Here is a 19913-nt window from a genome sequence, read left to right on the forward strand (position 1 = left end):
TATACCAAGGGCAAAATAGACCAAGACAAATAACACGTGAAATGGATTACGCTTTCCACTATCATCCTGTCGCCTAAGCGGAAGCGTTTGCGCGACGCTTTAGGCTCCAATCATTTCATGCATTCATGGTGGGAGCACTCAATGACAACACTGACGATTACACGCCCAGACGACTGGCACGTTCACCTTCGCGATGGCGATGTACTGGCCGATACGGTACGCGACATCAGCCGTTATAACGGCCGCGCGCTGATCATGCCTAACACGGTTCCCCCTGTAACCACCACTGAGATGGCCTTAGCCTATCGTGAGCGCATTATGGCTGCTCAGCCAGAGCCGCACTTTGAACCTTTGATGGCACTTTACCTCACCGATAACACTTCACCGGAGGAAATTCGCAAAGCCAAAGCGTCAGGTAAAGTCGTTGCAGCTAAGCTTTACCCAGCGGGTGCGACCACCAACTCGGATTCTGGTGTCACGTCAGCGAAAAAAATTTATTCCGTACTACAGGCGATGCAGGAAGTCGGTATGCTACTTCTGGTGCATGGTGAAGTGACCACTCATGAGATCGATATTTTTGACCGAGAAAAAGTGTTTCTCGACACTGTATTAGCGCCGATCGTGGCCGATTTCCCGCAGCTCAAGATCGTGCTGGAACACATCACCACCGCAGAAGCAGTGAACTTTGTTCGCCAAGCCAATGAAAACGTTGCCGCTACCATTACCGCGCACCATTTGCTGTTTAACCGCAACCACATGCTGGTTGGCGGCATTCGCCCACATTTCTACTGTTTGCCAATCCTAAAGCGTGCGACTCACCAACACGCGTTAGTGGCAGCGGCAACCTCTGGCAGCAAGAAATTCTTCCTCGGCACGGACTCTGCCCCGCACGCCAAAGGCCGAAAAGAAGCCGCTTGTGGCTGCGCAGGTTCTTACACCGCCCATGCGGCTCTTGAGCTGTATGCCGAAGTGTTTGAAAAAGAAGGTAAGCTCGAAAATCTGGAAGCGTTCGCTAGCTTTAATGGCCCTGATTTCTACGGCCTACCTCGCAATCAAGAGACCGTCACGCTCACCAAACAAGCCTGGCCAGTCGCGGAAAACATGCCGTTTGGCAGCGATATCGTGGTGCCAATCCGCGCCGGTGAAAACATCGAGTGGACAGTGAAGTAAACTCAGTTCAGATGTACGAAAGGAGAGGTTCGCCTCTCCTTTTTCATTTTTAGTGGTCTTTTCTGACCAACAAGGTCAGCACTTCAGCGTGATCCGTATGGGGGAACATATCAAACCACTGCACGCGAATCATTTGGTAACTGGAAAGCTCAGCGATATCTTTGACCATAGTTTGCGGGTTACAGCTGGAATAAAGAATGTGTTTTGGCGCGAGCGCTTCCAACTGCGCAGTCAGTTCGCAGCCCAAACCACGACGTGGAGGGTTGACCAACACTAACTCTGGCGCACTCATCTGGCTTTGTGAAAACTTGGCCGAATCGAGCGCTGCAAAGCTGAGATTATCAATCCCCATCATTTGCGCCGAACGTTGCGCACTGGCAATCGCTTCTGGTTCAATTTCAATGCCCGTCACAGCAGTGTTTGGCGCGGCGCAATGTAGCGCAAAGCCACCAACGCCACAAAACAGATCCCACATTTGCGTTGGCGCAATCTCGCGCACCCAAGCACGTGCGGTCGCGTATAGCTGCTCAGCCACTTTGGGGTTGGTTTGGAAAAAGCTTTTCGGGCGGATCACCATAGGCACATCGTTGAACTGTTCAAGCAGGCTTTGCGTTTCGGTGAGGAAAATTTCCTCTTCGCCTTCTAAACGCGCCATATGCACTGGCTGGATATTGACCGAAATGACTTCGATCGTCGGGAAAGCCGCGATCAATGTTGGCAAATTACGTTCAATTCGCTCAAGCACCGAATGGCTGCGCGCCACAAAACGCAGCATAAATTGGCCGCTGTTTTCACTGCGGGTGAGCAGAATAAACTTCAGCTCACCTTTTTTCTTCAGCTTGTTATAGGGCGGAATACCCGCAATGCGGATCCAATTTTCCAGATAAGCGAGCAGCTCTTGCATCGGCTGCGGATAAAGCGGACAAGTCACTAGCGACAAAGGCTGACCTTGCGCATCTTCAATGCCTAAAATCGGCGCGTGAGCCGCACCGAGCACCACCATTTTGGCTTTATTGCGAAACGCGGTGTCAGCACTGGTGACAGGGGGTAACCACTGCACATCCGTGGCTGGCGCAATCAACTCACGCAACTGCTGATCTTTATTCGTAACCTGCTCGGAATACGGCTGCGCACATAGGTGGCAAGAGGTACACCGTTTTTGAATAAAGAACTCACACTGCATAATATCGACCGCCGAAAAACAAAAGCCGCTAGTTTATTTGCCTTCCCAAAAATAACAACGAGAATTTTACGGATACCCTACTTCATGTTGTAGACAACAAGTCAGAAGGAGAATTAACCGCGAACTTTGTGCCACACTTCCATTACCGCTACTAAGAGGCTGCCAGCCACTACGCCAATCACACCATTCATCAGGGGTGGCATCAGTGTCCCGACCACTGGCCATGCATGGACGACATTAAGCATCGGTTCAAGAATATGATGTACCGCAGGCACGTTATGTACCACAATCCCACCGCCGACTAAAAACATCGCCGCAGTTCCAACGACCGTCAGCCCTTTCATCAATTTGGGAGCAAAACGCACTAGCACGCCGCCCAAACTGGCTTTGAGTCCTTGGCCTTTGGATTGGCGTTGCAGGTAAAAACCTAAGTCATCCAACTTCACTATGCCAGCCACTAGGCCGTACACGCCGATCGTCATGATGACCGCAATCAAGCTAACCACCAGAATTTGTGTGAGCATCGAGTGCCCCTGCACGGTCCCGAGAGCTATCACAATGATTTCTGCCGACAGAATAAAATCGGTGCGGATCGCGCCACCAATTTTACGCTTTTCATACTCGGCTAAGCTTTCTGTCGCCAAACTTTCCGTTTCTAAACCTTCATTGACTATCGCAGCAGCACGCTGTTCAGCATTCTGTCTGGGTTCTGGATGCAACCATTTTTCGAGGATCTTCTCTGCGCCTTCAAAACAGAGAAACAGACCGCCGATCAACAGTAGAGGCATGATCAACCAAGGAGCAATCGAGCTAATAATAAGTGCTGCCGGAACCAAAATGAGCTTATTGCGAAACGAGCCTTTGGCGACCGCCCATACCACCGGAATTTCACGCTCTGCCGCGACACCAGAGACTTGCTGCGCATTGAGCGCTAAGTCATCCCCCAATACACCCGCCGTCTTTTTTGCGGCCATTTTGGACATCAATGCCACATCATCCAACACCGTCGCAATATCATCAAGCAAGGTCAGTAAGCTTGCGCCTGCCATGGAAATTCTCTCTATTTGATTGGTAGAAGCGTCACAAAATGTAACACTAATCGATGAGAAATGAAAAACTGCTTCCTATCGGCTACGAATCATCAAGCCTTTTGCTATAGTTGGAATTATCAACAAGATAAGGCTCTGAACATGGATTCTCCAGAAAAACCAGACAATGAGGTTCAACGATTAAGACATCTCAATACATTGGCGATATTAGATACTGCAGCCGAAGAACGTTTTGATCGAATTACTCGTCTTGCCAGACGCCTTTTTAACGTTCCTATTGCGTTGATAAGCCTTGTGGATGAGAACAGACAATGGTTCAAGTCTTGTTACGGCCTGAACGTCTCTGAAACGTCACGTGACATTTCTTTCTGTGGACATGCCATTCTAGGGAAAAAAGTGTTTGTTATCGAAGATGCGAGTCAGGATCCACGTTTTGCCGACAATCCACTGGTGACGGATGCTCCGAACATTCGCTTTTATGCTGGTGTTCCCTTGCTATACGAAGACAGTTTGGCACTGGGCACCTTATGCATTATTGATACTAAACCTCGTCAGCTAACCCAAGATGAATTGCTGGATTTCTACGATCTCGCCAAAATGGCGGAACGGGAATTAGCTTCTAGTCATACCGCATCACTGGATGACTTAACTCAAATCTCAAATCGGCGGGGTTTCATGCTGATGGCTCACAAAAGTATGATGTACTGCCAAATGAGTGGGCTGTCTTATTCTATCGCCTATTTCGACCTCAATTATTTCAAGATCATAAACGATGAATATGGGCATCAAGAAGGCGATATCGCATTACAAGCTTTCGCTAATACGATGCGGCATTGCTTCCGTGAGTCCGATGTATTTGCCCGTTTGGGCGGAGATGAATTTGCCGTTTTTATGTCGGGAACATCACAATCTGTCGCTCACCAAGTGGTTCATCGCTTTCAAGAGGCTTTAGAGAAATATAACGACGCAGCTTCGAAACCCTATCGGTTATCATTTTGTTACGGCATTGTCTCCACATCCGAGGTTGATATCTGTCTTGAACAGCTTCTTTCACAAGCCGATAAAGTGATGTACGAGCAGAAAAAATGTCGTCCCAAATCATCTACTTCTTTTTAAGCCACTCAGCAGGTCTGGAGCGAGTGTACTCATCGGGTAACAGATTTAATGCCTTTTTCAAAGCGGCAAAACATTCTGGATCAATCGCGGTATGGAGGTTCTCCTCCATAATGGCGAGCGCTTTATCAATAGGCATAGCCGCGCGATAGGGACGCTCAGCACTGAGGGCATCGAAAATATCGGCCGTTGTGATTATGCGAGTCATCAAACTGATTTCATCGCCGTTGACACCCCGAGGGTAACCCGTACCGTCTAATTTTTCATGGTGCGCGCCGGCCATGCGCGCCAATGTTTTAAAAGGAGATAGCTTGTACAGAATTTGCTCCGTATACGCGGCATGAGCTTGAACCGCTCGCCATTCTGCTTCGTCTAACTTACCTGGTTTATCCAAAATGGCATTACTGACACCAAGCTTACCAATGTCATGCAGCAGTGCCGCACGCCTCAGCCAAATGCGATCCGCATCAGAGATCATCAATTGCCTTGCAATCAAATCGGTATACACAGCAACACGCTCGCTATGACCAGCGGTATACGGGCTTTTCGCGTCCACAATTTTACCAAAAGCCGTCACTATGCATTCCAAGTAAGCATCATCCAAAGGTAAATGGGCCTGAGCGGGAGGTAAATTCATGACCCGCTGACTGATATCGGTGGCTTTCAGTCCGGATAAAAAACGAGGATTTTCAACAAGCTGCTCAACAACCTCAACCAGTTTGGGATCAAACCACACACCGCTGCGTGCCATAATCTCTTGCAGGGCTTCTTCGATGCTGTGCTCCATTTGAAAAACATCAAATACCTGAGCTAACAACGCAATACGTGAGAAAAGCGGAATCGCTTCACCTTTTCGCTGTTCGGGTCGCCCTTGACCGTTCCAATGCTCATCCAGTGAATGGATACCTTGTGCGACAGCTTCACTAAAACGCAATTCTCGGGCGACATCCGCACCACGGGTACAACGCGTCTGGATCAGCTCTTGAGCATAGTCATTGCCATTTTTCAAAATATCTATGGTCGTTAAAATGCGCTCCGTCCAGCTTTGCTCTGATCCTGTGTTTTTCACAATAAAGTTAATGACACTGGAAAGACTGGTGCCTACCGTTTTGTAACGTCGTTTGAAAGTCAGATCATCGGTCGCATACAGCTCACAAATTCGTGCTGCATTGCTGCTGCAACCCGCATCTTTCAGTAGCAGAGTAAAAAACAGGTCGTGCAGTTCAGGCTCACTCAGCTCAAGCTGCATACCAATATGCATACCGATCCAGCAACAACGAATGCAGTGTTCAGGCGGCTGACCTTCTGTCATGTCGAGCGCTGTCGTTAGCGAAATCATTAATTCTGAAAGAGGGAAGGTATTTTGTGCAACACTCATTATTTGGGTTCATTTACCATTTTCTATGTATCGAGTGTAGACAGAGTCGGCCTGAGCTGCCATGAGTTTTATGGTGAGCATGCGCTTTTTGCGCAGCATAAGATTCCCCAGAAAATAAAATAATTGGCTTAGATTGAAAATAATCCTAGTCAGAACTCTTTTTCCGTGTATACTCACTCGCAGCTCAAGCAAATGAGCTATTAATGAAAATTAAGTTAAAGTTTTACCTCAGTCTTTTTTCGATACCCTTCGTTCAACCTCTGTGATAGCTTCTCCTTTATAATCCATATAATAGCTTTTGTTTTAAGCCCTAATAAATTATTGTAAAAATTATCTCTAGAGGTCTCTATGTCTACTAAAATGACTGGTTCTGTAAAATGGTTCAACGAAACTAAAGGTTTCGGTTTTCTTACTCAAGACAACGGTGGCAACGATGTGTTTGTTCACTTTAATTCTATTCAGTCAGAAGGTTTCAAAACCTTAGCTGAAGGTCAACGTGTTAGCTTTATCGTTGAACAAGGTAAGAAAGGCCCTCAAGCGTCTAACGTAGTCGCACTGTAAGCCAAATTCTGCGTGGTGCTCCCAGCGCCACGCTTTGCTCCCCGCTCATTATTTACCACTCCTTCATTAGCATTTATCTGTATTACATCGAGGAATTCATGTCTCGCAGAACATCTCGCCAGCGACACTGGTATCAATTATTACGAGAGAAATCTCACCAAAAAGAAATTTTAATTCATGATAAAAATCCACTTCCATCTTCTGAAAAATAATCTCCGCTGGTCATCTAAAATTCATCAATTAAATAGTGACATTCTACAGCGCCATATCCTGCCCCGAATAAACTCTAATCATTACCCTATTTATTTTGATTTTTGCGAAATAGAGCAATCAGGAAAAATATTATCTGATTCGGGTATCGAATTGGGCCATTTTAATATTCATTAACGCGTTGCCCGTGTATTCCTTTTATTAAACATTTAGACATCCACTCTCTCTGAATATTGATTAAGTACTCTGATTGGGCAAAATCGTTCCCTACGCTATTGATCCATTATTCTATTACTCTTTCCCCGGCTACGCTCACCTACTCCCCTTAGATCAAGCCTGTTGATACCTCAGAGTCTCGTTGTGTCGCATTAAAAACTGCATTTTTCAAATACTCAACTACACTCATATTGCTCAATCCGAGCAAACCATAAGGAAAATCAAAATGGCGAATACAATGTTAGGTGGCTGGGGACTGTTCCATGAGCTCTCCAATGAAGATAAAGCAGCATTTGCAAGCGGCATCGAAGGCTTTGTAGGCGTAAGCTATAAGCCTGTTGCGGTAGCAACACAAGTGGTTGCTGGCTGCAACTACGCCTTTTTCTGCAATGCCGAGATGGTTTACCCCGGCTCTCAACCTTACCCAGCCATGGTTCACATGTTTAAAGACTTGGAAGGAAAAGTCGGCATTACGCATATTCAGCGTTTGGATTATTAAACCAAACCCACTGTGGGACAGGGCTGTTTTCTGTCACCCACTCATTTTCATGTTGAAAGACCTCCGATTGGAGGTCTTTTTCAGTCGTGATTTTTCAATCATGGTAATCACGCACATTCATCGCCACCCCATTCAAAGCGAATGACATTCCTATTGCGCCTGCAGGTGAGAGCCTTTACTCTTTTTTCATCTTCAATCTAAATCGAGAGAAATGATGTCTGCCTCATCCCCCTACCCGATTGGCACTCCCGGTCAGCCTTGGCAAGCTTCAGAGCGCCAAGCTTGGCGAGAACAACGCCATATTCAACGCGAATATCAACAAGAAGTAGTGCCCAAGATTCTGGCCTTGAACAGCCTATTCGACGTGAGTACTTATGGCGCGCTCTCTTATGACCCAACACGCTACCCGCTGTATGTAGTGAAAAGCCGCCACTGGGATGCTAACAAGCCGACCGTATTGATCACAGGCGGGGTACATGGTTACGAAACCAGTGGTGTACACGGTGCGCTGCAATTTTTAGCGACAGCCGCAGAGCCTTATTTGGCTCACTTTAATCTGCTTGCCGCGCCCTGTGTCAGCCCTTGGGGCTATGAAACCATCAATCGCTGGAACCCAAATGCTGTCGATCCTAACCGCTCTTTCGTTCAGGATAGTCCTGCAGAAGAAGCGGCTCTATTGATGGCGATGGTGGTAGAGCACGGGCCGATTTTGCTGCATATTGATCTGCATGAAACCACCGATACAGATGAATCTGAGTTTCGTCCTGCCTTGGCGGCGCGCGATGGTAAAGCCTATCTCGAAGGCTCGATCCCCGATGGCTTTTACACGGTAGGTGATACGGAAAATCCGCAATTGGCTTTCCAACAAGCGGTGATTGATTCGGTACGCCGCGTAACACATATCGCGCCAGCGGATGAAAACCATGAAATCATTGGTTCACCTGTTGTCGCTGAGGGTGTCATCCTCTATCCGATGAGAGAACTCGGCTTGTGCGGCGGCATGACTGCTTGTACTTACAGCACAACCACCGAAGTCTATCCAGATAGCCCTAAAGTCACCGCGCAACTCTGCAATGACGCGCAAGTCGCAGCCATCATCGGTGCACTTGATTATGTGCTTGCCAATGAGCAGAGTCTGCTAGGCGAGTAATCGGCTTTTATACTGCTCCGGGGTTAACCCGGAGTACTTTTTGAACATGGTGATAAACGGGCTGGCTTGGTTATAGCCCAAGGTTAACGCCACCTCTTTCACCGCATGTCCTTGACGTAACAATTCCATCGAATAGAGATAGCGCACCCGCAGCCGCCATTCGGTAAAGCTCATCCCCAGTTCAGCCTGACAATGGCGCGCCAGTGTTCGCTCCGTGGTATGCACTTTTTCCGCCCACTGCTGCAAGGTTGTGTTATCAGTGGGGTTCTCTTCCACAAAAGCCAAAATCGGTGCTAAATATTTATAATTGGTTGAAGGAAGAAAATGGTGCTGAGTTTCACGAGTGGCCAGTTGATCGAGCAACACTTGCACTAAGCGCTTATCTTCACTGCTCTGCGCCACATTGATGTTTCGCTCTCGAAAGTCATCAATGATCGCCGAAACAATCGATGTCACCTTAATTAAACTGGTTTTAGCGGGAAATGCCGTGGTCAGTTGCGAAGCAATATTCAGTGAACAGTATTCGATGGGCTTGCGGTTGTAGCTTCGATGACGAATCCCCGCAGGAACCCAAATCGCCAAATGGGGCGGAGCCAAAAAGCGCGTATCTTCCGCTTCCATCTCCAAAATTCCGCCAGAAATGAGCTGTACTTGCCCCCAAGGGTGGCTGTGCTCACGAGTTTCTGTATTGGACAGAAACGCTTCAAAATTCATAAAAACATCCGAAGGTGGATGCTCGATAGATAATGAGGGATGCAAGTGTCGAGTGCGTTTTTTCAATCTTGTCTTCCTATCGCTCGCAATGTCTTTTTAGAGATAGTTGTAATTATAAAGACCTGCCACACTATAACCCAAGGAACAAATTGCGACGAGGCGCACATGATCTATCTTCTGCCATTTTTTACTGTGCTGATTTGGGGTGGCAACTCGATTGTCAATAAACTCGCGGCCTCGACCATCGAACCTAGTGCGATGAGCTTCTATCGCTGGCTATTGGCTATGGCGATCCTCACTCCTTTCTGTCTACCTAGCGCTATCCGCCAATGGTCAACGGTGAAACGCCACTTGAGTAAACTCGCATTTTTGGCTTTACTCGGCATGGTGCTTAACCAATCCCTCGGCTACTACGCGGGGCTCACCACCACGGCGACCAATATGTCACTCATCACTTCTTTTGTTCCTTTAATGAGTGTTTTCATTAGCTTGCCGTTACTTAACAAACCCATCTCAGCCCTTAGCGTGGTGGGGGGCGTACTGTCGCTGAGCGGGCTTGCCTACATGCTCGGAGAAGGAAATCCGCTGTTTTTCCTCCATCAAAGCGTGACCGAAGGGGATGCCTTAATGGTGATGGCAGCATTGGTGTACGCCTTGTACTGCGTGCTTTTGAAACGCTGGAAAATGCCGTTTAGCAACTGGACTTTAATTTATCTGCAAGGGGTATGCGCCGTATTCATGCTGATCCCTTTATGGCTAACCAGCGATACGCTATTACCGACCGAAGGTTCACTCTCTCTGATCGCTTATGCTGGCATTGCTGCTTCCCTATTAGCACCTTGGATGTGGGTAAAAGCCATTGATGCGATTGGCGCAGACTCCACCGCCATGTTCATGAACCTGCTACCCGTTTTTTCTGTTTCTTTGGCCGCCACTTTATTGGGCGAAAAAGTTCATCCCTACCATTTGATTGGTGGCCTATTAGTCATCAGCGGTGTCGCGCTGTCACAATTGAAAATTCAACGTCGAAACGATGACGGTGTCGAAAAAGTGACGCAGGTATAAAAGCGAGTATTTTCACGCGCAAAATGGTTCTCTTCACGCTATCTTTAGAGAAGAAAAAACACGCCGCGAGGCGTTTAAAAATAACGATTGGCTAGGTTCCCCAAGCCCGAAGCAACCGATGAAAAATTGGCTGTGTCAGGCAGTGAGAGGTGAGCCTATGATAGAACTTAATAGAATTGAAGAGCTTTTTGATAACCAACAGTTCTCCTTACACGAACTCGTGTTGAACGAACTGGGAGTCTATGTCTTCGTCAAAAATCGCCGCGGCGAGTATCTCTATGCTAACCCTCTGACTCTAAAGTTGTTTGAAACGAATGCACAATCGTTGCTTGGCAAGACCGATCACGATTTTTTTCATGATGATCAACTCAATGATATTTTGGCGGCCGATCAACAGGTGTTTGAAACTCGTCTCTCGGTTATCCATGAAGAACGAGCCATCGCCAAATCCAATGGTTTGGTTCGGATTTATCGCGCAGTCAAACACCCTATCTTGCACCGAGTGACAGGCGAAGTGATTGGGCTGATTGGAGTTTCAACCGATATCACCGATATCGTGGAACTACGTGAGCAGCTATATCAGCTCGCCAATACCGATTCTTTAACTCAGCTGTGTAATCGGCGTAAATTGTGGGCCGATTTTCGCGCCGCCTTCGCTCGCGCAAAACGTTTAAGACAGCCGTTAAGTTGCATCTCTATCGATATTGATAATTTCAAACTGATCAATGACCAATTTGGTCACGATAAAGGTGATGAAGTCCTGTGTTTTCTCGCCAAACTATTTCAGAGCGTCATCTCTGACCATCATTTTTGTGGTCGTGTGGGAGGTGAAGAGTTCATCATCGTTTTGGAAAATACGCACGTAGAGACTGCTTTTCATTTGGCTGAACAGATCCGCCAACGTTTTGCAGAGCATCCGTTCTTTGAACAAAACGAGCACATCTACCTCTGTGCGGGGGTTTCCAGCTTGCATCATGGTGATCATGACATTGCCGATATTTATCGACGCTCCGATCAAGCGCTGTATAAAGCCAAGCGTAATGGTCGTAACCGTTGCTGTATCTATCGCCAATCCACAGAATAAGCTTCACCTAGCCTCTCTTATCCTATTTCTTTTCGTTTTTGTGAAAAATGATTAAAAACGAAAAGAAAACGTAAGAAAACGCAAACCAAGATTTGAAATCAGGCACTGACTCCGTACACTGAAAGCAATTTAAACCATAAGGATATTCCCGGTGAAAGCAGTAAAGCGCCATCAAGAAATCATTGAATTGGTTCAAGCCCAAGGTTTTGTGAGTACGGAAGAGCTGGTTGAGCGATTTGATGTTAGCCCACAAACCATACGGCGAGATCTCAACGAATTGGCCGAAGCCAATAAATTGCGGCGCAACCATGGCGGCGCAACGATTGCCACCAGTTCGGAGAACTCCTCTTATCACACGCGGCAAGTTTCTTACCAAAATGAAAAAGAGAAAGTCGCCATGGCCTTGGTTCAGCACATTCCTGACGGTGCCACACTGTTTATTGATATTGGCACTACGCCAGAAGCCATCGCTCGCGCTTTAATGGTTAATCATCATCAACTGCGTGTGGTGACCAACAACTTAAACGTCGCCACTATGCTAATGAGTAAGCCTGATTTCAGCATCATTTTGGCGGGGGGAGAAGTCCGTAATAAAGACGGCGGCGTAACAGGCGAAGCCACATTGGATTTTATTTCCCAATTTCGTTTGGATTTTGGCATTTTGGGGATCAGTGGCATCGATTATGACGGCTCTCTGCTTGATTTCGACTACCATGAAGTGCGCGTAAAACGCGCGATTATCGAAAATAGCCGCAGTGTCTTCCTCGCGGTCGACCACAGTAAATTTGGCCGCAACGCGATGGTCAAACTCGGCACATTGGCCGATGTCGATTTGATCATTACTGACCAAACGCCACCGAAAGAGATTGAAGCGTTCGCCAAAGAGAATGAAGTCACGATTCAGGTGGTGTAATTCGCTAGACAACCGCTCATCAATACCAAGAAAAGGCGCTAACGCGCCTTTTTTGTTGCATGCACAAAATGCACAAATGATTGCCTGTGTGTAAAAAATTTGTTGTTATTAACTCTATACTTATTTGAGCAAAACGCTCAAAACGAAAATGAAGGATAAGCCGATGAGCAGTGGCAAACGAGAGATCACATTACGTTTTCTGGCCGAGCCGGGAGATGTCAATTTTGGTGGCAAAGTGCATGGTGGCGCAGTAATGAAATGGATTGACCTTGCGGCGTATGCTTGTGCTGCGGCTTGGAGTGGTAAATATTGCATCACGGCTTATGCTGGTGGCATTCGCTTTGTCGCTCCAATTCATGTCGGTAACTTGGTTGAAGTGAATGCCAAGGTGATTTACACCGGAAAAACCTCCATGCACATCGCGATTGATGTGCAGGCGAGCGATCCTAAGTTCCTGAAAAATCATCTCACGACTCATTGCATTGTGATTATGGTCGCGGTGGATGAGGCGGGCAAACCGTCTCCTGTGCCCGAATGGATTCCGCAAACTCAGGAAGATCAGGAATTACGCGCTTCGGCGATTCGTTTAATGAACATGCGCACCGAAATCGGTGAAGAGATGGAAGCGCACGTAAAATATTTGAAAAATTAAGGGGCTATTCTGCGCTCCAACCACTGGGATGGAGCGCTTGTCATCGAATTGTCATCAAGCTTTGTTTTAATCCATGCCCATCTTTGGCACATGGATTTCACGCTTCTGTTATGGCGATTACCCTAGATAAAATCACCCTCACCGAGACGACCCTAACTAACCCCAAAGCGGTCGAATATCAATGGGTAAGAACATTGTACGTGCAAGGTTATCAGCCTGAAGCGATCAACCATTACATCCAAACCTGTTTTGGCGGAGACGAGACATTTGCAGACCTTTTCCGTCGGGTCGCCATGCATGAAGAGAGCTTGTATTTACTGCTGCAATACTTAAGTTGCGCACCTTCCAGCCGTGAGTTCTAATTTTTCTGCACCCTCTAAACCAGTTACAAATCAATATTCGATCTGACTCGCATCCTGTTCTTGTTTCACTGTTGAGAAAATGTGTTGTGCTTATACTGGCAACCGTTTTCGCACAGTGGGCTGTCACGGCTTCAGGCATAAAAAAACCCGAGCTAAGCTCAGGTTTTGGTTACAAAAACTGTTAGTCGTGAACTAGTAAGGAATAGAGCTAACAGCCAGCTATGCGTAACGCCAGAATTGAAGCTTCTTAACTTGTCGGCGGCCAAACCAATTAATGTTAAGAAGAGACAAAATGGGCGACTTTACGTCGCCCTTATCGTTATTATCCTTTCACACCGCCAGCGGTAAGTCCTCCGACAAGCCAACGCTGTGCAAGTAAAAATACGATAGTGATTGGGAGTGCTGAGAGCACCGCAGCGGCCGCAAAATCACCCCACAGATAGTTTTGAGGGTAAAGATACTGCTGCATACCAACCGCAAGCGTGTACGAGTTTACATCAGAAAGCAGCAGTGACGCCACCGGAACTTCGCCCACCACACCAATAAATGACAAAATGAATACTACTGCAAGTATAGGCACAGACAATGGAAGTAGCACTAATCTGAACGCTTGCCATGGTGTCGCACCATCCAAGGCCGCCGCTTCTTCCAGTGAGCGATCGATGGTTTCAAAGTACCCCTTAATAGTCCAAACGTGCAGCGCAATCCCGCCGAGGTAAGAGAAAATCAAACCGCCGTGCGTGTTTAAGCCCAAGAAGGGAATGTACTGCCCAAGCTTATCAAACAGAGCATACAATGCGACCAAGGCCAATACCGCAGGGAACATTTGGAAAATCATCATCGCTTTTAAGATGGTTTCTTTGCCTTTAAAACGCATACGTGCAAAGGCGTAAGCCGAAGTAGTAGAAAGCGCCACAATCAATACCGATGTAATGCCCGCCACTTTTACCGAATTCCACAACCATGTCATCACCGGGAATGGCGGTGGAGTGACTGAACCATCAGCATTCTGTACCGCAATACCGAGTGCCAGCTTCCAGTGTTCCAATGAGGGGCGATCCGGGATCAAGCTGCCGGTTGCGAAGTTACCTTCACGAAATGAGATCGCGACAATCATCAGCAGCGGGAAAATAATCAACGCTAAGAACACCCACAGTGCCGCGTGGGTTGCCCACACGCGATACTTGAGAGATTTGCCTTGTACCATAGCCATATGAATGCTCCTTATTGTTGGCTCAGCTTAGTAAAGCGCAGGTTGAGCAGCGCTAACGCGCCCACCAGCAAGAAGATCAGCGTCGCAATCGCACTCGCCAAACCAAAGTCCTGACCACCTGTACCTTCAAACGCAATGCGGTAGGTGTAACTCACCAAGAGGTCGGTGTAACCCGCAGGCTCAGAAGTGCCGATCCGGTTTGGCCCACCTTGCGTCAAGAGTTGAATCATTACGAAGTTGTTGAAGTTAAAAGCAAAGCTGGCAATCAGCAACGGCGTCAGCGGTTTGATCATCATCGGCAGAGTGATTTTGGTGAAGTTATGAATGAAATTTGCCCCATCAATCGCTGATGCTTCATACAGATCATCGGGAATCGCTTTCAGTAGGCCCATACATAAAATCATCATGTAAGGAAAGCCCAGCCAAGTATTGACGATCAGCACCATGGTTTTCGCCAACAGCGGATCCGAGAACCAAGCGGGACTGAGGCCAAACAAACCGTTGAGCACCATGTTGATCTCACCAAAACTCTGGTTGAAAAGACCACGGAAAATCAAAATCGAGATAAAGGCAGGAACGGCGTAAGGCAAGATCAGCAGTACACGATAAACCGCACGACCTTTCAACGCTTCCCACTGCACTACGCTGGCTAATACAAGGCCAATCATCAGGGTGAAAATCACCGTCAGTACTGAAAAGATGACCGTCCAGATAAAGATATTGATAAACGGCTCTTTGATGCCTTCGTCTTTCCATACTCGCTCAAAGTTATGGGTACCAATCGACACCACAAATCCTGGTGAGACTCGCTCACCGACAAATTCGCCGCTCTCATTGATAGGTTGATAAAAACCAATCTCCATATTGGGGCGCAACACCTGACCGGATTGATTGTTGGTGAGTGTTTCACCATCATCCTGCAAGGTATAGAGTGGTTTCACCGCAGCAAATTTGCGCAGGCCACTCATTCGAATGTCTTCACCATCAGGGAAATGCAGATCGATGCCACTCAATTCGGTGCGATACCCGATGATGGTTTTAATCGGCTCTACTTCACCGTCAATGCCGCCAATCACTTCAAGATTAAGATCGGTCGGTACGTTACCACTGAGCGAAAAAGGCGCGGTCGCCAAACGCTCATCTCCGTCCTCAATCAATAAGCGGTAGCCTTGCTCGGTTTTATAAAGTTGGAAAGCATAACTTTCACCACTTTGGAAAGTTTGATCCATCAACACTGACTGTGCGCGTTCAAGAGTGAGTTGGTTTTTCGCGCTGTAGTTTGTAAAAGCAAGACCAACGGTGTAAGCCAGTGGAAACAGAATAAAGAGGATCATCCCTGCAATGCCGGGATAAATGTAACGGTGCGCGTACGTTTTACGACTTCCGAAGATATACAGCGCTAATGTGGTAAGGATCAGGGTCAGCAATGCAAACGCCACCTCCCCACGAGAATACATAAGAATGGTTGCGTAGCCATTCACGATACCTACCGCGCCAAGTACTGCCCATTTTAAAAACGCACGTTTGTCGGCTGGACGTACCGCAGTTGGATCGGACATAGCCTGTGTACCTTGAACTGACTGCATAAAGAACCTGCTAGCGTGTTGTTACCAAGAAATGTGGAGGGGGAAAGTTACCCCCTCCAAGGTGTGACGATGGATTATTTCGTCATCTGCTTTTCAGCATCAGCCAGAGCGGCATCCACGGTTTGACGACCATCAACGATGTTGATGATGGCGTTTTTCGCAGAGCTCCAAAACGCGTTCATTTGTGGAATGTTAGGCATAATTTCGCCGTTCATGGCGTTATCCATGGTCGCCGCAATGCGCGCATCCGCATCCAGTTCACGTTGGAAAGAGTTCAGCGCAACCGCACCTAGTGGTTTATCGTTGTTTACCATGCGCAGACCATCGTTGGTCAACAGATAGTTTTCGATGAATTCCACCGCCAGATCTTTATTTGGAGAAGCGGTGCTGATACCAGCGGTGAGAACGCCAACAAAAGGTTTCGACGCTTGGCCGTTAAATTTAGGCAAAGTGGTCACACCGTAGTTGATGCCTGATTTCTCGATGTTGCCCCAAGACCATGGACCGTTGATGGTCATCGCGGTATTACCTTGGTTAAAGGCAGACTCAGACACTGAGTAATCCATATCTGGAGAGATCACGCCTTTATCCACAAGGCCTTTCACGAAGTTCATCGCGTCTTTTACGCCTTTATTGTTGATACCTGCGTCTTTCACATCATAGCCATCAACACCGTATTTGAATGCGTAACCGCCATCAGCCGCCATCAAAGGCCAAGTGAAGTAAGGCTCTTTCAGGTTCCACATGATGGCCGATTTGCCTTCTTTCTTCAGTTTGGCATCCAGCTCAGCGACTTCTTCCCAGCTTTTCGGTGGGTTAGGGACAAGGTCTTTGTTATAAATCAGTGATAACGATTCCACCGCAATTGGATAACCAATGATTTTGCCGTTGTATTTCACTGCATCCCATGCGAAATCTACGATGCCTTCTTGAATTTTTGCAGAAGGTTTGATTTCGACTAATAGGCCAGCTTCCGCATAACCGCCAAAACGGTCGTGAGCCCAAAACACAATGTCAGGACCATCACCTGTTGCTGCGGTTTGTGGGAATTTATCTTGTAGCGCATCAGGATGAGCGACAGTAACTTTGATTCCGGTGTCGGCTTCAAACTTCTTACCGACTTCCGCCAAACCGTTATAGCCTTTATCACCATTGATCCAAATAGTGAGTTGTCCTTCTTCAATAGCAGCATGGGCACCAAACGAACCAAGAGCCACCAGAGTGCTCAGCGCGACTGTGCTTAGGGCATTTTTCATGTTCATATCCTTTTCTTTTTGTGTTGTAGGGCTCACCAAGAGGTTTTGCCGTATTTCGCCATTTATGATCAGAAAAAAACGCGTTTAACTCATCCTCCTAACCCCTACGCCCTCGATATTATGGCGTATTTTCGTGATCTCTATCGTTTGATGTGAGCGAGCCAAATCACAAAAAACAGGATTGATGTGATCCTACTCAACTTATCCACCCTCAATAATTTGAACTGGATCTAACTACGCCTTAGTGCCCCTCCTCCACCTCCTCCTCACCTACTCCCCCTACAAAAAAGCGGAAGAGGAGGATGTACGATTTACCTCTTTCACAGAAACTAGCCTCATCCCAGAGAGGATGGTAAGAGCCTTTCCAGTTTACGTGTTGTAACTGGTTCCACCGCCAAGTAGGTTGTCGATATAAAGTCATGTTTGTGGTGAAAGCGTTACGGGAGAGACATGGCTTTGTGTAGGGGGAAACAACCTACTTTTCGCGGCAGTCGGGTGAACGGCTTCATAGCCGGAGCGTTCACCCTTTCTTTTCTTACCCAATAAGGCGGCGCTGCCAACGAAACCACTTGATGTGGTTCACCTTATCCAATTCCTACTGTTATTGCGTGCACAATAATTCATATAATGAGCCGCGATAACGATTAAAAATCTTGATCGAGGACGAGCTAGATGGCGAGTGTCACGTTAAAAAATGTATGTAAAGCGTACGGCGATGTGCTGATTTCAAAGAATGTCGACTTAGAGATTCAAGAAGGCGAATTTGTGGTGTTCGTCGGTCCTTCAGGTTGTGGCAAATCCACACTGCTGCGCTGTATTGCGGGTTTGGAAGACATTACGTCTGGCGACTTGTATATCGGCGAACAGCGCATGAATGATGTCGAACCTTCCAAACGCGGTGTAGGCATGGTTTTCCAATCCTACGCACTGTATCCGCACCTCAATCTGTATGACAACATGTCATTTGGTTTAAAACTATCGAAAGCCAACAAGAGCGAGATCAAAAAGCGCGTTGATCATGCGGCAGAAATTCTACAACTCAGCCATCTTCTGGATCGCCAACCCAAGGCGCTCTCTGGTGGTCAACGGCAACGTGTCGCCATCGGTCGTACTCTGGTTTCGCAGCCGAATGTGTTTTTGCTGGACGAACCCTTATCGAACCTAGATGCAGCTTTGCGCGTACAGATGCGCTCTGAAATCACTAAACTGCAACGTAAGCTAGGCTGCACCATGATTTACGTTACCCATGATCAAGTGGAAGCCATGACTATGGCGGACAAAATTGTGGTGTTGGATGCAGGATTCGTGTCTCAAGTCGGCAAACCACTCGAGCTGTATCATTATCCACAAAACCGCTTTGTGGCCGGGTTTATTGGCTCGCCGAAAATGAATTTCATGAGCGTCTTCATTGAAGGAGTAGAAAAAGATCGGGTACAGGTCCAGCTTTCTAACGGTACGACCTTCTGGATCCCTGTGGATGGCACCACTGTCACTCGTGGAGAACGCATGTCGCTAGGCATTCGTCCTGAGCATCTGGTTGAAGCCGAACATGGTGATGCCAAAATCGAAGGCAAAGTGATGATTGTTGAAAAGTTGGGTAACGAAACACAGGTGTATATGAACCTAAAAGGTTCCGATTCTGATGTGATCTACCGTCAGCCAGACACGCTCGATGTCGAAACCGGCGACACGCTCACGATTGGCATTCCAGCGCATCGCTGCCATCTATTCCACAGTGACGGCCGTGCCTGCCGTCGCCTACACCAAGAAAAAGGTGTTGACCTTCCGGCTTAATACCTAGCCTTCGCTTGCTTAGCCCTTTCATCTTGAAAGGGCTTTTTTATAACCATCATCCATGCTTCTTATGTTCTCTGCTTCTACATTCATCGAATCGGTTCAACCCCCTCATTTTGCAATAAATTGATGTTATACCCCTTGTGAATAAGCCCTCTCTTCCTCTATGGTCTAAGAAGACCAACCGAGTCGAGAGACTCACAGCATCCTTTAGGTAAGAATATGAACAGTCAGTTAACGCTTAGAGCATTAGAACGCGGCGACTTACGCTTTATTCACAATCTCAATAACAACCGCAACATTATGTCCTACTGGTTTGAAGAGCCTTATGAATCCTTTGATGAACTCGAAGAGCTCTACAACAAACACATTCACGATAATGCTGAACGACGTTTTGTGGTTGAAGATGCACAAAAAAACTTGATTGGCCTCGTCGAGCTGATTGAGATTAACTACATCCATCGCAGCGCGGAATTTCAAATCATCATCGCTCCTGAGCATCAAGGCAAAGGCTTTGCGCGTACCTTAATCAACCGAGCTTTAGATTACTCCTTCACGATTCTCAATCTGCATAAGATTTATTTACACGTTGCCGTCGAGAACCCTAAAGCGGTGCATCTCTACGAAGAGTGCGGATTTGTAGAGGAAGGCCACTTAGTCGAGGAATTTTTCATCAACGGTCGTTACCAAGATGTTAAGAGGATGTATATACTGCAAAGTAAGTACTTAAATAGAAGCGAGTAAA

The 19913-nt window shown here is 47.2% G+C and carries 19 protein-coding genes; 12 read left to right on the plus strand and 7 right to left on the minus strand.

What is annotated here, in order from left to right:
- Positions 1 to 141 precede the first annotated feature (141 nt).
- Complete coding sequence (pyrC, locus tag GOU96_RS09170; protein WP_071179943.1) at positions 142 to 1170, plus strand: dihydroorotase; 1029 nt, start codon at positions 142 to 144, stop codon at positions 1168 to 1170.
- Between the two features lie 49 nt (positions 1171 to 1219).
- Here the strand turns inward: pyrC and rlmC are convergent, their stop codons facing one another.
- Positions 1220 to 2353 (minus strand): 23S rRNA (uracil(747)-C(5))-methyltransferase RlmC, encoded by a 1134-nt coding sequence (gene rlmC, locus GOU96_RS09175; RefSeq protein ID WP_267781023.1) that lies wholly within the window; start codon positions 2351 to 2353, stop codon positions 1220 to 1222.
- 113 nt (positions 2354 to 2466) lie between these two features.
- Positions 2467 to 3402, minus strand: a complete 936-nt coding sequence (locus GOU96_RS09180; RefSeq protein WP_095490232.1) for a DUF808 domain-containing protein — start codon at positions 3400 to 3402, stop codon at positions 2467 to 2469.
- 141 nt (positions 3403 to 3543) lie between these two features.
- Here GOU96_RS09180 and GOU96_RS09185 point away from each other — a divergent pair, with 141 nt between their 5' ends.
- A complete protein-coding gene (locus tag GOU96_RS09185; protein WP_000378108.1) occupies positions 3544 to 4518 on the plus strand; it encodes a GGDEF domain-containing protein in 975 nt (324 codons plus the stop codon).
- Here the strand turns inward: GOU96_RS09185 and GOU96_RS09190 are convergent.
- Complete coding sequence (locus GOU96_RS09190) at positions 4505 to 5893, minus strand: 3'3'-cGAMP-specific phosphodiesterase (protein WP_114719531.1); 1389 nt, start codon at positions 5891 to 5893, stop codon at positions 4505 to 4507. The genes GOU96_RS09185 and GOU96_RS09190 overlap by 14 nt on opposite strands.
- Before the next feature lie 348 nt (positions 5894 to 6241).
- Here GOU96_RS09190 and cspE point away from each other — a divergent pair, with 348 nt between their 5' ends.
- The 3 genes from cspE (at position 6242) to GOU96_RS09205 (ending at position 8529) form a co-directional block, all read left to right on the plus strand.
- Positions 6242 to 6454, plus strand: a complete 213-nt coding sequence (cspE, locus tag GOU96_RS09195; protein WP_000105005.1) for a transcription antiterminator/RNA stability regulator CspE — start codon at positions 6242 to 6244, stop codon at positions 6452 to 6454.
- Positions 6455 to 7106: 652 nt separating this feature from the next.
- Positions 7107 to 7379, plus strand: a complete 273-nt coding sequence (locus tag GOU96_RS09200) for a hypothetical protein (RefSeq protein WP_000024171.1) — start codon at positions 7107 to 7109, stop codon at positions 7377 to 7379.
- Between the two features lie 214 nt (positions 7380 to 7593).
- Complete coding sequence (locus GOU96_RS09205) at positions 7594 to 8529, plus strand: M14 family metallopeptidase (protein ID WP_267781062.1); 936 nt, start codon at positions 7594 to 7596, stop codon at positions 8527 to 8529.
- Here the strand turns inward: GOU96_RS09205 and GOU96_RS09210 are convergent.
- Positions 8518 to 9309: an AraC family transcriptional regulator gene (locus GOU96_RS09210; RefSeq protein ID WP_267781028.1), complete on the minus strand. Its 792-nt coding sequence runs from the start codon at positions 9307 to 9309 to the stop codon at positions 8518 to 8520. The genes GOU96_RS09205 and GOU96_RS09210 overlap by 12 nt on opposite strands.
- A gap of 99 nt (positions 9310 to 9408) precedes the next feature.
- Here GOU96_RS09210 and GOU96_RS09215 point away from each other — a divergent pair, with 99 nt between their 5' ends.
- The 5 genes from GOU96_RS09215 (at position 9409) to GOU96_RS09235 (ending at position 13319) form a co-directional block, all read left to right on the plus strand.
- Entirely contained in the window at positions 9409 to 10308 is a 900-nt protein-coding gene (locus GOU96_RS09215; RefSeq protein WP_000639733.1) for a DMT family transporter, read from the plus strand.
- Positions 10309 to 10465: 157 nt separating this feature from the next.
- The gene (locus GOU96_RS09220; RefSeq protein WP_042989636.1) at positions 10466 to 11392 is read left to right on the plus strand and encodes a sensor domain-containing diguanylate cyclase; all 927 of its coding nucleotides are present in this window, start codon (positions 10466 to 10468) and stop codon (positions 11390 to 11392) included.
- A 151-nt stretch (positions 11393 to 11543) separates the two neighbouring features.
- Positions 11544 to 12305, plus strand: coding sequence for a DeoR/GlpR family transcriptional regulator (locus tag GOU96_RS09225; protein WP_000648858.1), 762 nt, complete (start codon positions 11544 to 11546; stop codon positions 12303 to 12305).
- A 163-nt stretch (positions 12306 to 12468) separates the two neighbouring features.
- Entirely contained in the window at positions 12469 to 12957 is a 489-nt protein-coding gene (locus tag GOU96_RS09230) for an acyl-CoA thioesterase (protein ID WP_000094384.1), read from the plus strand.
- 110 nt (positions 12958 to 13067) lie between these two features.
- Positions 13068 to 13319, plus strand: a complete 252-nt coding sequence (locus GOU96_RS09235) for a hypothetical protein (protein ID WP_001018760.1) — start codon at positions 13068 to 13070, stop codon at positions 13317 to 13319.
- 322 nt (positions 13320 to 13641) lie between these two features.
- Here GOU96_RS09235 and malG read toward each other — a convergent pair whose 3' ends face one another.
- The 3 genes from malG to malE all read right to left on the minus strand — a co-directional run bounded on the left by malG (position 13642) and on the right by malE (position 17374).
- Positions 13642 to 14532 (minus strand): maltose ABC transporter permease MalG, encoded by an 891-nt coding sequence (gene malG / locus GOU96_RS09240; protein ID WP_001252027.1) that lies wholly within the window; start codon positions 14530 to 14532, stop codon positions 13642 to 13644.
- Between the two features lie 11 nt (positions 14533 to 14543).
- A complete protein-coding gene (malF, locus tag GOU96_RS09245) occupies positions 14544 to 16118 on the minus strand; it encodes a maltose ABC transporter permease MalF (RefSeq protein ID WP_001882759.1) in 1575 nt (524 codons plus the stop codon).
- A 74-nt stretch (positions 16119 to 16192) separates the two neighbouring features.
- Complete coding sequence (gene malE / locus GOU96_RS09250; protein ID WP_000786217.1) at positions 16193 to 17374, minus strand: maltose/maltodextrin ABC transporter substrate-binding protein MalE; 1182 nt, start codon at positions 17372 to 17374, stop codon at positions 16193 to 16195.
- A gap of 672 nt (positions 17375 to 18046) precedes the next feature.
- On the opposite strand from malE, the gene malK reads away from it, so the two are divergent.
- Both malK and speG read left to right on the plus strand, forming a co-directional pair.
- Complete coding sequence (gene malK, locus GOU96_RS09255; RefSeq protein ID WP_000179244.1) at positions 18047 to 19168, plus strand: maltose/maltodextrin ABC transporter ATP-binding protein MalK; 1122 nt, start codon at positions 18047 to 18049, stop codon at positions 19166 to 19168.
- Positions 19169 to 19390: 222 nt separating this feature from the next.
- Positions 19391 to 19912, plus strand: coding sequence for a spermidine N1-acetyltransferase (gene speG / locus GOU96_RS09260; protein WP_001088091.1), 522 nt, complete (start codon positions 19391 to 19393; stop codon positions 19910 to 19912).
- The last annotated feature ends 1 nt before the right edge of the window (position 19913 follow it).

Origin of the sequence: Vibrio sp. R-1, from assembly GCF_035615595.1 — a bacterium.
Classification (GTDB): Bacteria; Pseudomonadota; Gammaproteobacteria; order Enterobacterales; family Vibrionaceae; genus Vibrio; species Vibrio cholerae.

What these genes read in the sequence shown, in the direction of transcription:
- GOU96_RS09180 (WP_095490232.1), bottom strand. Translation starts at nt 3,402, where the DNA reads ATGGCAGGCGCAAGCTTACTGACCTTGCTTGATGATATTGCGACGGTG.
- malG (WP_001252027.1), bottom strand. Translation starts at nt 14,532, where the DNA reads ATGGCTATGGTACAAGGCAAATCTCTCAAGTATCGCGTGTGGGCAACC.
- GOU96_RS09220 (WP_042989636.1), top strand. Translation starts at nt 10,466, where the DNA reads ATGATAGAACTTAATAGAATTGAAGAGCTTTTTGATAACCAACAGTTC.
- GOU96_RS09215 (WP_000639733.1), top strand. Translation starts at nt 9,409, where the DNA reads ATGATCTATCTTCTGCCATTTTTTACTGTGCTGATTTGGGGTGGCAAC.
- malK (WP_000179244.1), top strand. Translation starts at nt 18,047, where the DNA reads ATGGCGAGTGTCACGTTAAAAAATGTATGTAAAGCGTACGGCGATGTG.
- GOU96_RS09230 (WP_000094384.1), top strand. Translation starts at nt 12,469, where the DNA reads ATGAGCAGTGGCAAACGAGAGATCACATTACGTTTTCTGGCCGAGCCG.
- GOU96_RS09185 (WP_000378108.1), top strand. Translation starts at nt 3,544, where the DNA reads ATGGATTCTCCAGAAAAACCAGACAATGAGGTTCAACGATTAAGACAT.
- cspE (WP_000105005.1), top strand. Translation starts at nt 6,242, where the DNA reads ATGTCTACTAAAATGACTGGTTCTGTAAAATGGTTCAACGAAACTAAA.
- malE (WP_000786217.1), bottom strand. Translation starts at nt 17,374, where the DNA reads ATGAAAAATGCCCTAAGCACAGTCGCGCTGAGCACTCTGGTGGCTCTT.
- GOU96_RS09200 (WP_000024171.1), top strand. Translation starts at nt 7,107, where the DNA reads ATGGCGAATACAATGTTAGGTGGCTGGGGACTGTTCCATGAGCTCTCC.
- rlmC (WP_267781023.1), bottom strand. Translation starts at nt 2,353, where the DNA reads ATGCAGTGTGAGTTCTTTATTCAAAAACGGTGTACCTCTTGCCACCTA.
- pyrC (WP_071179943.1), top strand. Translation starts at nt 142, where the DNA reads ATGACAACACTGACGATTACACGCCCAGACGACTGGCACGTTCACCTT.
- GOU96_RS09190 (WP_114719531.1), bottom strand. Translation starts at nt 5,893, where the DNA reads ATGAGTGTTGCACAAAATACCTTCCCTCTTTCAGAATTAATGATTTCG.
- GOU96_RS09205 (WP_267781062.1), top strand. Translation starts at nt 7,594, where the DNA reads ATGTCTGCCTCATCCCCCTACCCGATTGGCACTCCCGGTCAGCCTTGG.
- malF (WP_001882759.1), bottom strand. Translation starts at nt 16,118, where the DNA reads ATGCAGTCAGTTCAAGGTACACAGGCTATGTCCGATCCAACTGCGGTA.
- speG (WP_001088091.1), top strand. Translation starts at nt 19,391, where the DNA reads ATGAACAGTCAGTTAACGCTTAGAGCATTAGAACGCGGCGACTTACGC.
- GOU96_RS09235 (WP_001018760.1), top strand. Translation starts at nt 13,068, where the DNA reads ATGGCGATTACCCTAGATAAAATCACCCTCACCGAGACGACCCTAACT.